This window comes from Ruminococcus sp. SR1/5 (assembly GCF_000209835.1).
Taxonomy (GTDB): domain Bacteria; phylum Bacillota; class Clostridia; order Lachnospirales; family Lachnospiraceae; genus Blautia_A; species Blautia_A fusiformis.
The window spans coordinates 1,721,785-1,734,518 of sequence record NC_021014.1 but is presented as its reverse complement, the minus strand read 5'-3'; the positions used below and the strand labels follow the sequence as shown (position 1 = coordinate 1,734,518).

The window sequence follows — 12,734 nt, the reverse complement described above, 5'->3', positions numbered from 1 at the left end:
GAGACAAAAGTATGAAGGGTGTACAGTTGACAAAGATGGTACAGGAACTGGAGCTTAATAATCTGACTCCGGAGATCGACCTGTCAGGCATCGTGATCAAGACTGCGGAGATCAACAGACCTGCGCTTCAGCTTACCGGATATCTGGAGCATTTTGCCAATGAACGAGTTCAGATCATCGGATATGTAGAGTATACGTATCTGATGCAGCTTAATGAGGAGGAGAGACGTTTTAAATATGAACGTTTCATTTCCAGCAAGATCCCATGTGTTATTTTCAGTACCATGACTCGTCCGTCTCAGGACATGATCGATCTGGCTGTTAAATATAATGTTCCGACATTCGTGACAGAAAGAACAACTTCCAGTTTTATGGCAGAGATCATCCGTTGGCTGGGCGTGCAGCTTGCACCATGTATTTCTATTCATGGTGTGCTGGTTGATGTTTACGGCGAGGGAATCCTGATCACAGGTGAGAGCGGTATCGGTAAGAGTGAGGCAGCCCTGGAGCTGATCAAGAGAGGTCATCGTCTTGTCAGTGATGATGTTGTTGAGATCCGTAAGGTCAGTGACGTAACACTGGTGGGATCTGCGCCGGATATCACACGTCACTTTATCGAACTTCGTGGTATCGGTATCATCGATGTAAAAACACTGTTCGGTGTTGAGAGCGTTAAGGATACCCAGTCTATCGATCTCGTGATCAAGCTTGAGGAGTGGGACAGAGACAAGGAATACGATCGTCTTGGACTGCATGAGGAGTATACAGAGTACCTTGGAAATAAGGTAGTATGCCATTCTCTTCCGATCCGTCCGGGCCGTAACCTGGCGATCATCGTTGAGGCAGCGGCTGTCAATCACAGACAGAAGAAGATGGGATACAATGCGGCAGAGGCTCTGTACAAGCGTGTACAGGCAAATCTTGCGAAAAAAGAGAAAATCCGGATGACGAAGAATAAGAGAGGGTAAGAAATGGGAACATATTGTTTTGGAATCGATGTAGGTGGAACAACTGTAAAATGCGGACTTTTCCGCACGGATGGTACTCTTGTTGAGAAATGGGAGATTCCAACCCGTAAAGAAAACAATGGAGATCAGATCCTTCCTGATGTGGCAGCAGCAGTAAATGCCAAGATGGAAGAAAAGGGTATCTCCAAAGAGGAGGTGGAAGGCGTCGGGATCGGTGTTCCGGGACCGGTAAACTCCAAAGGCGAAGTATCACGTGCAGTAAATCTCTTCTGGGGATATAAGAACGTTGTGGGAGAGATGGAAGAACTTACAGGTCTTCATGCGGAAGCCGGAAATGACGCCAATGTAGCGGCATTGGGAGAGGCATGGAAGGGTGCTGCAGCAGGCTCCTCCGATGTGATCATGGTCACACTTGGAACAGGTGTAGGCGGTGGTATCATTGTTGATGGAAAGATCGTGACCGGACATCACGGAGCTGGCGGTGAGATCGGACATGCCAATGTAGATCATCATGAAACAGAATCCTGCAACTGCGGAAACAGGGGCTGTCTGGAACAGTATGCTTCTGCGACCGGAATTGTCCGCATGGCAAAAAAAGAGCTTGCAGCTTCCGGTGAGAACAGTGTTCTCAGAGATGCCGAAGAGATTTCAGCAAAAGCAGTTCTGGACGCATTTAAGGAGAATGATCCGGTAACTGTAGCAACCATGGAAAAGGTCGGAGAGCAGCTGGGTGGTGCTCTTGCCATTATTTGCTGTGTGACAGATCCGGAGACCATTGTTATCGGCGGAGGAGTTTCCAAGGCCGGACAGCCGCTTATTGACTGTATCCGGAAATATTACAGAGAGTATGCTTTTGAATCCTGCAAGGATACTCCTATCGTGATCGCGACACTTGGCAATGATGCAGGAATCTACGGTGCAGCCAAGATGGTACTTTAACCGAACCAGGGAAGTCCCCTGCTTCAAATGCGAAAAGTAATAAGCGGTGGGTGGGACTTGCCTGAACTGATAAACTGCGAGACAGTAAGAAGTTATTAAAAGTAAAAAAAGTGGTTTCCATATTTCAGGAAACCACTTTTTTATATGTTGTTTATGAAAGATACCTATAATGGAGATCATTCATAATATTCTACCGGATCTTCTCCGGTGTCATAGCTGCCGTCATCGCCACCGGTATCATTGCTGTTATCATAGCTGCCGTCATCACCACCGGTGTTGTCGTCTGTTCCGGAATTGTCAGTATCATCACCGGTATTATCGGAACCGTCATCGGAATTGTCAGTATTGTCAGTGTCGGTGCTGTCAGTACTGTCCGGAGCTGCGCTTGGAATCGCTTCAGCTGCTGCATCGGTATCGGCGTCCGTATCTTCGTTATTATAATAGTCCTCTTCATCGTAATCGCTGCTGCCGTAGAAATGCTGATCACAGTATTCGGTGGGAAGACTGGAGATATCAAAATACTCTGTGATAGTCGGGCATCCGGATCTGGGAAGAAGACCGGTCTCTGCGCAGACACTGGCTTTTTCCACACTGGAAGGCATATCGAAATCTCTGTCCTCCAGGCCCTCGTGGATACGGGTCATAACCTTTTTCCAGAGGTTTTTGTGGAAGTTACGGGCATCTTCCGGAATTTTTTCGTTGTTGTCATAGCCGGACCATACTGCACAGGTGTAGTACGGTGTGTAGCCTACGAACCACAGGTCATTGTAGTCCTCTGTAGTACCTGTTTTTCCGGCTACAGTCATATTATCCAGCTGGCAGGCGGTACCGGTACCTTTTTTTACAACGTCTTCCATGGCGCTTGTAAGAAGATAAGCGGTACTGTCTTTGATCACAGATCTGGAAACGGAGGAGTTCTCGATCAGAACATTTCCGTCATGATCAAGAATCTGTGTATAATAGATCGGTTTGATATAGTTCCCGCCATTAGCAATGGCTGCATATGCAGCACAAAGTTCCACGTTCTTGACACCTTTGGTGATACCGCCAAGAGCAGTAGCCAGGTTAGCGTCACTCCAGATATTTCCGTTGGCATCTTTATCTGCCTCAGTTCCGTGAGCTAGTGTGGTGAAACCGAAATCATCCAGATATTTAAGGCCGAGAGCCGGGGTAACCTGCTCTAGGCATTTAACAGCTACAACGTTGATGGAATTCTGGATCGCTTTGCGGATGGTGGTCTCGCCGCCGTAGCTTCTTGAGGCGTTGTTGACAGGAGATCCGTCCGGGTATTCGTAAGGCTCATCCATAAAGGTTGTAGCAAGTGTATCGCCTTTTTCGTTCAGCGCCGGTGCATAGGTGGAAACGATCTTAAAGGTAGAACCAGGCTGTCTGGTCGTATCAGTGGCACGGTTCAGAGTCAGGCTGGCTGTTTTTTCACCACGGCCTCCGATCAGGGCTTTTACGTAACCGGTATGCTGGTCAATGACAGTCATGGAAGACTGTGGCTGTGGCGCAAAGTTTACACGCTCAGATACTACGGTGCTTCCGTCTGCCAGGATGTTGGCCTTGTACTGATCCACATACTGCTGACCTTCCTCAGGAGAATCAAAGAGAAGATCAAATTCTGGATCCTGATCGCGGAAATACAGCTGCAGCATTTCTTTGCTGTAGTTTGTCTGTTTTCCATCCGGGCTTTGTACAGTCAGCGCATAATCCAGTTCATACTGAACATTGGCCGGATAGTTATCAGGGTTCGCATATTCCTCATCAAGGATCTGCTGCATGTTGGAATCCAGGGTTGTCATGATCTTCAGACCACCGCTGTAAAGAAGATTGGTAGCCTGTGTCTTGGTATATCCTTTAATGTTCATCAGGTCGCTGATGACCTGATTGGTAACCTCATCTTCGAAATACGTGTAAACAGTACTTTCTTCTTCGGTGTTCTCAAGCTGTGCGGCCTGGATACGGGAATAAACGTCATCATTCAATGCTGCATTATATTCATCCTGTGAGATGTAATTCTGATCCAGCATGTGATCCAGGACTTCCTTCCGTCTCTTGGAGTTTGCTTTTGGATTGGTGATCGGATTGAATTTGGTAGGGTTCTGCGTGATGCCGGCAAGGGTGGCACATTCAGAAAGGTTCAGATCCCATACGTCTTTGTTAAAGTATTTTTTGGAAGCGGCCTGTACACCGTAGGAACCTGCACCCAGGTTAATGGTATTCAGGTAATTCTCAAGAATCACATTTTTGTCATATTTTTTTCAATCTGTACAGCAAGGTACTGCTCCTGGAACTTACGTGTGAAACGTTCCAGCTGTGTGGATTCGTTGGTCCAGTCAGTGAAAACATTATTCTTCAGAAGCTGCTGTGTGATGGTACTGGCACCCTCGGAAAAGTTACCGGTGGTGATCGCCTTCATTCCGGCACGTGCGATACCGCGGACATCAATACCGTTATGTTCATAAAAACGCTCATCCTCAATGGCTACCACTGCATGCTGCAGACTGACCGGGATCTGGTCCAGGGAGACCGGAAGACGGTTGGATGTAGGGGCTGAAAGCTGTCGCATCTGTGTTCCCTGGTCATCATACAGGAAGGTTGCATATCCGAGAGGTGAAATATCCACATCGTTGACGTCAGGTGCTCCGGCGATCACGCCCCGGAAGGAGCCGATACCAAGGCAGACAACCATGACGCAGACTGCGATCAGAGCTGTAAATAAAACCCGGATAAACGAAACGTGTGCTCTTTTTTCCAGCATGGAAGTACGGGAGATCAGAGCATTCCGCTTCTTGGAAGTGGATCTTTTTCCGTAGTTCATAATATTCCTCCTTTATAATCCGTTTCATTATAACAAATATGAGATGCCAAATAAAGCCTTAAAAAAAATTTCACAATTCATGATATCTTATACATTGTGCAATGAAGATAATTATTATACAATAAAGAAAACTCTGCCTGAAACAGAGGGTTGGATATAGATAACGGAGGCGTAAACCATGCTGGAACATTATAAAACCATATACGAAGGCGGCGAAGGTGAACTTGTGGAAAAAAAATCCCGTTTCATCGCAACCGTCCGTCCTGTGGAAACAGAAGAAGAGGCCCTTGCCTTTATCGAAGAAATGAAAAAAATACTGGGATGCACGTCATAACTGCTATGTATATTCCGTAGGGATGAACCGGGAAGCCACCCGCTGCAGTGATGACGGAGAACCATCCGGAACAGCCGGAAGGCCTATGCTGGATGTACTTCTGGGAGCCGGGATCTATAATGCGGCCATTGTGGTGACCAGATATTTTGGAGGTGTCCTTCTTGGGACAGGAGGGCTTGTGCGGGCATATTCCGGTGCAGTCCAGGCAGGACTGGCGGCAAGTACCGTCATTGAGAAGCATCATGGGATCTCTCTTCAGGTGACGACGGATTATACAGGGATCGGAAAGATCCAGTATATCGCAGGAGAAAGAAGTTTGCCGATCCTGGATTCCGAATATACCGACAAGGTTGTCCTGAAGCTTCTTGTGCCGGATGATCAGGTCGAAGAGGTGAAGAAGGCGATCACAGAAGGAACAAACGGAAGAGCCGGACTTGAGAAGGATGCAGAACTGTATTTTGCGAAAGTAAACGGAGAAGTGAAGACCTTCGAAAAGTAAAAGAAAAGAGAATGTCAGTATAAAAATACCCCGGGAAGAGGGCAGATGATCTGTGTTACAGTCTGCTCTTCGCGGGGCTTTTTTATTTCAGAAAATTATTCCTGTTAGCATTTCTCCGGTTCCGGATAATCCACACCAAAGGTATCAACAGTCATGGAGCTGATCTTCTGCTCGTCAAGAGGACGGTCACTGTAGTCCGTGTCTGTCTCTGCGATAGCATTTACAACATCCATGCCCTCAATGATCTGACCGAATGCAGCATAGCTTCCGTCAAGATGCGGAGCAGCCTTGTGCATGATAAAGAACTGGCTTCCGGCAGAGTTCGGATTCATGGCTCTTGCCATGGAGAGAACACCTGGTGTATGCTTCAGGTCGTTTTTGAAATGGTTCTGGGAGAACTCACCCTTGATGCTGTATCCCGGGCCACCCATACCGGTTCCGTCCGGGCATCCGCCCTGGATCATAAAGCCGTTGATGACACGGTGGAAGATCAGGCCGTCATAAAAGCCTTTTTTTACAAGGCTGATGAAGTTATTTACTGTGTTCGGGGCAACTTCCGGATATAATTCCGCTTTCATTACATCGCCATTATCCATTGTGATGGTAACGATAGGATTTGCCATAGTTTTCGCACTCCTTTTCAAAAAGTATTGTATTTCGCTGTTCGCTCTATTATAATATGCAAAGAATAATTGTGCAAGAAAAAGGTGGAAAATATGGTCATAGAAACGCATGATCCTGAGGAAACATTCGAGGTCGGAAGGACGATCGGAATGAATGCGAAGCCGGGACAGATCTACACACTGACAGGCGATCTGGGAGTTGGAAAAACCGTGTTCACACAGGGAGTGGCAGCAGGTCTTGGAATTACAGAACCTGTAAACAGCCCTACATTTACCATTATCCAGGAATATGAAGACGGACGTCTGCCATTTTATCATTTTGATGTATATCGTATCGGGGACCTGGAAGAAATGGAAGAGATCGGATACGATGATTATTTTTTCGGGCAGGGAATCTGTCTGATTGAATGGGCGGAACTCATTGAGGAGATCCTGCCGGAAAAAAGGATTGAAGTTACCATTGAAAAAGATCTTGAGAAGGGCTTTGAATACAGAAAGATCACCATTGAGGAGAGAGGAGAAAAGACAGAATGAGAGTTTTGGCACTGGACAGTTCCGGAATCGTGGCATCCGTAGCCGTTGTGGAGGACGATACACTGGTAGCGGAATATACAGTTAATTATAAGAAAACACATTCCCAGACTCTTCTTCCCATGCTGGATGAGATCGTGAAGATGACAGAGCTGGATCTGAAGACGATTGACGCTATTGCGGTAGCCAAGGGACCGGGCTCTTTTACCGGACTCCGTATTGGCTCTGCCACAGCCAAGGGACTTGGACTTGCCCTTGACAAACCACTGGTCGGGATTCCGACTGTGGAGGCACTGGCCTATAATCTCTATGATGTAAACGGACTGATCTGTCCGATCATGGATGCCAGAAGAAAGCAGGTTTATACGGGAATCTATCGTTACGAGGATCACAGGCTCATGACGGTAAAGGATCAGATGGCAGTGGGAATTGAGGAGCTTCTTTCCATGCTGAATGAGATGGGAGAAGCCGTAACATTCCTCGGAGACGGAGTCCCGGTATTTAAAGATATCATCGCAGATAAGCTTACTGTACCGTTTTCTTTTGCACCGGCCCATCTTTCCAGACAGAGAGCAGGTGCTGTAGGTGCACTTGGTGTCCTTTATTATAAAGAAGGCAGAACCGAGACAGCGGCTGAGCACAAACCGGATTATCTCCGTGTTTCACAGGCTGAGCGGGAGCGTGCCCAGAAACTGAAAAAAGGATCAGAAGGGGAAAACGCATGATCTTAAGAGAAATGCTTGTGGATGATCTGGATCAGGTTATGGAGATCGAAGAGGAACTTTTTTCAGTCCCCTGGACAAAAGAGGGATTTCTGACATTTCTTATGAAAGAGAATGGGATGTTTCTTGTTGTGGAAGAAAAGGGCCGGATCCTGGGATATTGTGGTCTTCTTACGGTGCTGGATGAGGGGGATGTGACCAATGTGGCTGTCCGCAGAGATCGTCAGAGAGAGGGAATCGGAAATTTCCTTATGGAAAGTATGATCCGTCTGGCAGAAGAGCGTGGGATCACCATGATCCATCTGGAGGTCCGGGCAGGAAATGAGACTGCGATTCGGCTTTATGAACGTCAGGGATTTGTGCGGGATGGCCTGCGAAAGGGATACTATACAGATCCCACAGAGGATGCTGTTCTTATGACACGCACCGCAGTTTCTGAATAGGCTTACCCGGGAGAGGTACTTGTCTGTACGGGATAAGTATGCTAAACTTTGCCACAGAACAGGAAAAGAGGAAAAATATGTTAGATGTTTGTTTACTTGGCTGCGGAGGAATGATGCCGCTGCCACGCAGATGGCTCACCGCACTGATGACCCGTTATAACGGCAGCAGTCTGATGATCGATTGCGGGGAAGGCACTCAGGTGGCCATTAAAGAAAAGGGCTGGAGCTTCAAGCCTATTGATGTGATCTGTTTTACCCATTATCATGGGGATCATATCAGCGGACTTCCGGGACTCCTTTTGACTATGGGAAATGCAGACCGCACAGAACCGCTGACTCTGGTAGGCCCAAGAGGACTGGAACGTGTGGTAAGTGCACTTCGTGTGATCGCACCGGAGCTGCCCTTTGAAATTAAATTTATCGAGATCACGAAACCGGAGGAGGTTCTGGAACTGAACGGTTACCGGATCACTGCATTTCGGGTGAACCATAATGTTACCTGCTATGGATATACCCTTGAGATCCTGCGCCAGGGAAAATTTTCTCCTGACAGTGCCAGAGAGCATGAGATCCCGCTGAAATTCTGGAATCCGCTGCAGAAGGGACAGACTGTGGAGGATGAAGGAAGGATCTACACACCGGATATGGTGCTTGGTCCGCCAAGAAAAGGGATCAAGCTTACCTATACCACAGATACCAGACCGACAGAGTCTATTTTACGTAATGCAAAAGGTTCCGATCTTTTTATCTGTGAGGGAATGTACGGTGAAGATGACAAGATCGAAAAGGCAAAAGGCTACAAACACATGACGTTTCGTGAAGCGGCCACTCTTGCCCGTGATGCGGAAGTGGGGGAAATGTGGCTGACCCATTACAGCCCTTCTCTGGTACGTCCGGATGATTACATGGATACAGTACGTGAGATCTTTCCGAAGGCATGGCCGGGAAAAGACGGGAAGAGTGTGGAACTGAATTTTGAAGAGGACTGAAAAAATGAAAGATACATTAATTCTTGGTATTGAGAGCTCCTGTGATGAAACGGCAGCTTCCGTTGTAAAAAATGGAAGGACTGTCTTATCAAACGTGATTTCCTCACAGATCGAGATCCATAAACTGTACGGAGGTGTTGTACCGGAGATCGCCTCCAGAAATCATATAGAAAGGATCAACCAGGTCATCCAGGAAGCGCTGGACGAGGCAAATGTCACTCTGGATGATATTGATGCTATCGGTGTAACCTATGGACCGGGGCTTGTCGGTGCACTTCTTGTAGGTGTGGCAGAAGCCAAGGCTATTGCCTATGCAAGAAACCTGCCACTGGTAGGCGTGCATCATATAGAAGGCCATGTTTCTGCCAATTATATTGAGCATCCGGATCTGGAACCGCCGTTTCTCTGTGCCATTGTATCCGGTGGACACACCCATCTTGTTATTGTGAAGGACTACGGCCAGTTTGAGATCCTGGGCCGAACCAGAGACGATGCGGCAGGTGAGGCATTTGATAAGGTTGCACGTGCCATTGGGCTGGGATATCCGGGAGGACCGAAGATCGATAAGCTGGCAAAGGAAGGAAATCCGGACGCTATCGAGTTTCCACGTGCAAAAATCGGTGAAAATCCATATGATTTCAGCTTCAGCGGCGTGAAGTCCGCAGTTCTTAATTATTTAAACGGGGCAAAAATGAAAGGTGAGGAAGTAAACCGTGCAGATATCGCGGCATCCTTCCAGAAGGCGGTTGTTGACGTACTGGTAGAGCATACCATGCAGGCAGCAGCTGATTTTGGCATGAAAAAGGTTGCCATTGCAGGAGGTGTTGCTTCCAACGGAGCACTTCGCACTGCTATGGAAAAAGCATGTACAGAACGTGGATACAAATTTTACCGTCCATCACCGATCTTCTGTACGGATAACGCAGCGATGATCGGTGTGGCAGCTTACTATGAATATATCAGGGGAACACGCCACAGCTGGGATCTGAATGCGGTTCCGAACCTGAAGCTTGGCGAAAGATAAAAGAATCCGGGGTAATTGATCATGGGAGAGTGCAGAAATACAGCTATTGTCCTGGCAGCAGGCCAGGGAAAGAGAATGCACAGCAAAATACAGAAGCAGTTTATGGAGCTTGACGGAATGCCGGTGCTCTGTTATTCTCTGCGCTGTTTTCAGGAAAGTCCGCTGATCAGGGATGTGATCCTGGTAACAGGGGAGGAGTATGTTTTCTGGTGCAAAGAAGAAATCGTGGAAAAATATGGTTTTACAAAGGTTTCTGCTGTAGTATCCGGCGGAAAAGAACGGTACGATTCTGTTTATGAAGGACTTCGTGCGTGTAAAGACACAGAGTATGTGCTGATCCATGACGGTGCCAGACCATTTATTGATCATGGGATCATTGAAAGAGGACTTATGGCAGCAGCACAGACAGGTGCCAGTGTTACAGGCATGCCTTCCAAGGATACAGTTAAGATCGCAGATGAGGATGGGAATGTCAGTGAAACTCCGGATCGCAGCAGTGTATGGATCGTCCAGACTCCGCAGATCTTTCAATACCCGCTGATCTATGGCGCATATACCAGCATTCGGCAGAAGGAAATGACCGGAATTACAGATGATGCCATGGTTGCAGAACATGAGACCGGGGTGAAGATCCGCTTTTCAGAAGGTTCTTATCGCAATATCAAGATCACAACACCGGAAGATCTGGTGGTTGCGGAGGCATTTTTGAAGGAAAACAGAGAGTAGAATAGAGAGCAGAACAGGGTGAAAATCCCGGTAAATATGGACATATAGCAGAAATTGAAGCTATATGTCCAATTTTTTGAAAAAAATATCAAATTTGTTATTGACAGGGGAGATATTTGATGATAGAATACAACATGCGCTGACAAAACAGCACAAAAAAATGTTGAAAAACATTATATGGAGAGATATCGAAGTGGTCATAACGAGGCGGTCTTGAAAACCGTTTGTCCGCAAGGGCGCGTGGGTTCGAATCCCACTCTCTCCGTTTGTCAAATACAGAATAAAAACTTTTAAAAAAGTTAAAAAGTACTTGACAACATAAAAGATACGAGATATAATATCACCTGTCGCTGAGAACGGCAGAGATAAATATCGGAACTACTTAGTAAGTAGGGCAATTTGGAGAAGTACCCAAGCTGGCCGAAGGGGCTCCCCTGGAAAGGGAGTAGGTCGTTAACGCGGCGCGAGGGTTCAAATCCCTCCTTCTCCGCTTTAATTTTTCTGAAGACTAAATGCTTCAAAAAATTAAAAAAGTTCTTGACAAGCAGTTTGACCAGAATCTATATATTTCTTCCTTTGCCTGCTCTCCCGAAACAGCCGTTCTTGACTTTAAATACACTTTGGATCATACACATGACTGCAGAGATCCGCACAATACAAATAAGGCATTTCATCTGATTCAGGCATTTTCCCCTGGTGAAGTTTCCTATGAAGAAGCCCATCAAATTGGCAAAGAACTTGCGAATCGCTTACTGGAGGGAAAATACTCCTATGTCCTGACAACACATATTGATAAAGGTCATGTACATAACCATTTAATTTTCTGTTCTGCAGATAACATCACTTTTTCTCATTACCATGACTGTAAAAAGAATTACTGGAAAATACGAAATCTCAGCGACACTTTATGCCAGGAACATAACCTGTCCACAATTATGCCAAATGGTAAAAAGGGAATGAAATACAATGACTGGGCTGCAAATAAATCTGAATCCAGTAAAAAAGCGCAGCTGCGAAAAGATATCAACCAGACAATCCGAATCGTTTCCACTTATTCAGAATTTCTTACATTTATGGAAGCTAAAGGATATGAAATAAAAAACGCAGAATTTGGCGAAAACAGCAGAAAATACATTACCTTTCGTTCTCCCGATATGTCCCGTCCAGTGCGTGGAAGTGCTAAATCTTTAGGAAAAACTTTACTAAGGAACGTATCAAAGAACGCATTAATAATAAGCTTCACAGAACTACTGTTCCTTCTGTTCGTAATAAGTTAATAGACACCAACACTCCCAATATAGCAGGAAACATTGGATTTACATTTCAGGACAGGACGCCCAGTCCGCTTCCATCCCCCGCATGTTTTTTCCTGTCGGCTGGAAGCGTCAGCCAGAGGAAGGTGGCATCGGGCCGGGCTGCTGCGGAGGAGGGGTGATTACTACTTGGGCTGCGGGAGACGGCGTTATTGCGGCAGGGCCTGCTGTCTGAGCCGCAGGCGAGTTCTGGCCCTGCCGCAATGCTTTTAGCCGTCTCACGGAGCCCTAGTAGTATCCCCCGACGGAGTCCCTGCCCGGAGCGATGCCACCTTCCTCTGGCGTCCCTCAACCACATCCACCCACAAAAACCTCAAAAACCCCACCGACTGCATCCACTCCCCGGACCGATGCCACCTCCCTCTGGCGTCCCTCTCCATCCCAACAAAAAAACGGCACCCGGCAGTTCCAACACTGCCAGACACCGAAACCAAAACACCCGTCAAACAGACCTATACAATATATAATCAACATTCGCTATCCGCTCAACTCAATTACCACCAGAAAGTTCTCTCAGCAACTCAAGATCGCTGGCCTGCACTTTAATATTCGTAGTCAGCTTCTCACCCTCAGGGCTAATATACGTCACCTCAAGAATACTCCCCTCACGAATCCCCCGCCGGGAAACCGCACTACAAAATGCCGGAAACTTCGGATGATTCTGTTTAAATGTATTCCATGCATTCATAACCTTCATCATATTTCCAATATTTCCAATATTACCAATACCCATAACCAACACCAGCCTTTCCCTTACTATCATCTATGTTTTTTTATCTATTAACCCAAACACAGCCGC

15 protein-coding genes, 2 tRNA genes and 1 pseudogene are annotated in these 12,734 nt (G+C 46.8%); 13 read left to right on the top strand and 5 right to left on the bottom strand.

From position 1 onward, the window contains the following. Positions 1 to 11 precede the first annotated feature (11 nt). Both hprK and CK1_RS08880 read left to right on the top strand, forming a co-directional pair. Positions 12 to 968 carry an HPr(Ser) kinase/phosphatase gene (hprK, locus tag CK1_RS08885; RefSeq protein WP_015525928.1) on the top strand — a complete coding sequence of 319 codons (957 nt, stop codon included), beginning with the start codon at positions 12 to 14 and terminating at the stop codon, positions 966 to 968. 3 nt (positions 969 to 971) lie between these two features. Further along, positions 972 to 1,907 carry an ROK family glucokinase gene (locus CK1_RS08880; protein ID WP_015525927.1) on the top strand — a complete coding sequence of 312 codons (936 nt, stop codon included), beginning with the start codon at positions 972 to 974 and terminating at the stop codon, positions 1,905 to 1,907. A gap of 176 nt (positions 1,908 to 2,083) precedes the next feature. On the opposite strand, the gene CK1_RS18850 is transcribed toward CK1_RS08880, so the two are convergent. Further along, positions 2,084 to 2,509 (bottom strand): hypothetical protein, encoded by a 426-nt coding sequence (locus tag CK1_RS18850; RefSeq protein ID WP_502685130.1) that lies wholly within the window; start codon positions 2,507 to 2,509, stop codon positions 2,084 to 2,086. Positions 2,510 to 2,662: 153 nt separating this feature from the next. Continuing rightward, positions 2,663 to 4,479, bottom strand: a pseudogene (locus CK1_RS18845) (transglycosylase domain-containing protein); the annotation flags it as partial. Between the two features lie 430 nt (positions 4,480 to 4,909). Here CK1_RS18845 and CK1_RS18230 point away from each other — a divergent pair. Beyond that, positions 4,910 to 5,065: an IMPACT family protein gene (locus tag CK1_RS18230; RefSeq protein ID WP_015525925.1), complete on the top strand. Its 156-nt coding sequence runs from the start codon at positions 4,910 to 4,912 to the stop codon at positions 5,063 to 5,065. 22 nt (positions 5,066 to 5,087) lie between these two features. Next, positions 5,088 to 5,564, top strand: coding sequence for an IMPACT family protein (locus CK1_RS08870; RefSeq protein ID WP_015525924.1), 477 nt, complete (start codon positions 5,088 to 5,090; stop codon positions 5,562 to 5,564). A 104-nt stretch (positions 5,565 to 5,668) separates the two neighbouring features. Here CK1_RS08870 and CK1_RS08865 read toward each other — a convergent pair whose 3' ends face one another. Continuing rightward, complete coding sequence (locus CK1_RS08865; protein ID WP_015525923.1) at positions 5,669 to 6,187, bottom strand: peptidylprolyl isomerase; 519 nt, start codon at positions 6,185 to 6,187, stop codon at positions 5,669 to 5,671. 93 nt (positions 6,188 to 6,280) lie between these two features. Here CK1_RS08865 and tsaE point away from each other — a divergent pair, with 93 nt between their 5' ends. The 9 genes from tsaE (at position 6,281) to CK1_RS08820 (ending at position 11,899) form a co-directional block, all read left to right on the top strand. After that, the gene (tsaE, locus tag CK1_RS08860) at positions 6,281 to 6,721 is read left to right on the top strand and encodes a tRNA (adenosine(37)-N6)-threonylcarbamoyltransferase complex ATPase subunit type 1 TsaE (protein ID WP_015525922.1); all 441 of its coding nucleotides are present in this window, start codon (positions 6,281 to 6,283) and stop codon (positions 6,719 to 6,721) included. After that, the gene (gene tsaB, locus CK1_RS08855; RefSeq protein WP_015525921.1) at positions 6,718 to 7,443 is read left to right on the top strand and encodes a tRNA (adenosine(37)-N6)-threonylcarbamoyltransferase complex dimerization subunit type 1 TsaB; all 726 of its coding nucleotides are present in this window, start codon (positions 6,718 to 6,720) and stop codon (positions 7,441 to 7,443) included. Before tsaE ends, tsaB begins: the two co-directional genes overlap by 4 nt. Further along, positions 7,440 to 7,883: a ribosomal protein S18-alanine N-acetyltransferase gene (gene rimI / locus CK1_RS08850; RefSeq protein WP_015525920.1), complete on the top strand. Its 444-nt coding sequence runs from the start codon at positions 7,440 to 7,442 to the stop codon at positions 7,881 to 7,883. Before tsaB ends, rimI begins: the two co-directional genes overlap by 4 nt. Before the next feature lie 77 nt (positions 7,884 to 7,960). After that, the gene (locus tag CK1_RS08845; protein WP_015525919.1) at positions 7,961 to 8,872 is read left to right on the top strand and encodes a ribonuclease Z; all 912 of its coding nucleotides are present in this window, start codon (positions 7,961 to 7,963) and stop codon (positions 8,870 to 8,872) included. Between the two features lie 4 nt (positions 8,873 to 8,876). Continuing rightward, complete coding sequence (gene tsaD / locus CK1_RS08840; protein ID WP_015525918.1) at positions 8,877 to 9,896, top strand: tRNA (adenosine(37)-N6)-threonylcarbamoyltransferase complex transferase subunit TsaD; 1,020 nt, start codon at positions 8,877 to 8,879, stop codon at positions 9,894 to 9,896. A gap of 21 nt (positions 9,897 to 9,917) precedes the next feature. Continuing rightward, on the top strand, positions 9,918 to 10,622 hold the full coding sequence (gene ispD, locus CK1_RS08835; protein WP_015525917.1) for a 2-C-methyl-D-erythritol 4-phosphate cytidylyltransferase: 705 nt from the start codon (positions 9,918 to 9,920) through the stop codon (positions 10,620 to 10,622). A 179-nt stretch (positions 10,623 to 10,801) separates the two neighbouring features. After that, a tRNA-Ser gene (locus CK1_RS08830) sits at positions 10,802 to 10,887 on the top strand. 136 nt (positions 10,888 to 11,023) lie between these two features. Beyond that, a tRNA-Ser gene (locus CK1_RS08825) sits at positions 11,024 to 11,112 on the top strand. Positions 11,113 to 11,134: 22 nt separating this feature from the next. Next, positions 11,135 to 11,899: a relaxase/mobilization nuclease domain-containing protein gene (locus CK1_RS08820; RefSeq protein ID WP_015525916.1), complete on the top strand. Its 765-nt coding sequence runs from the start codon at positions 11,135 to 11,137 to the stop codon at positions 11,897 to 11,899. 324 nt (positions 11,900 to 12,223) lie between these two features. On the opposite strand, the gene CK1_RS08815 is transcribed toward CK1_RS08820, so the two are convergent. Next, the gene (locus CK1_RS08815; protein ID WP_306288849.1) at positions 12,224 to 12,409 is read right to left on the bottom strand and encodes a hypothetical protein; all 186 of its coding nucleotides are present in this window, start codon (positions 12,407 to 12,409) and stop codon (positions 12,224 to 12,226) included. A gap of 16 nt (positions 12,410 to 12,425) precedes the next feature. After that, positions 12,426 to 12,668 (bottom strand): hypothetical protein, encoded by a 243-nt coding sequence (locus CK1_RS08810; RefSeq protein ID WP_015525915.1) that lies wholly within the window; start codon positions 12,666 to 12,668, stop codon positions 12,426 to 12,428. Between the last annotated feature and the right edge of the window lie 66 nt (positions 12,669 to 12,734).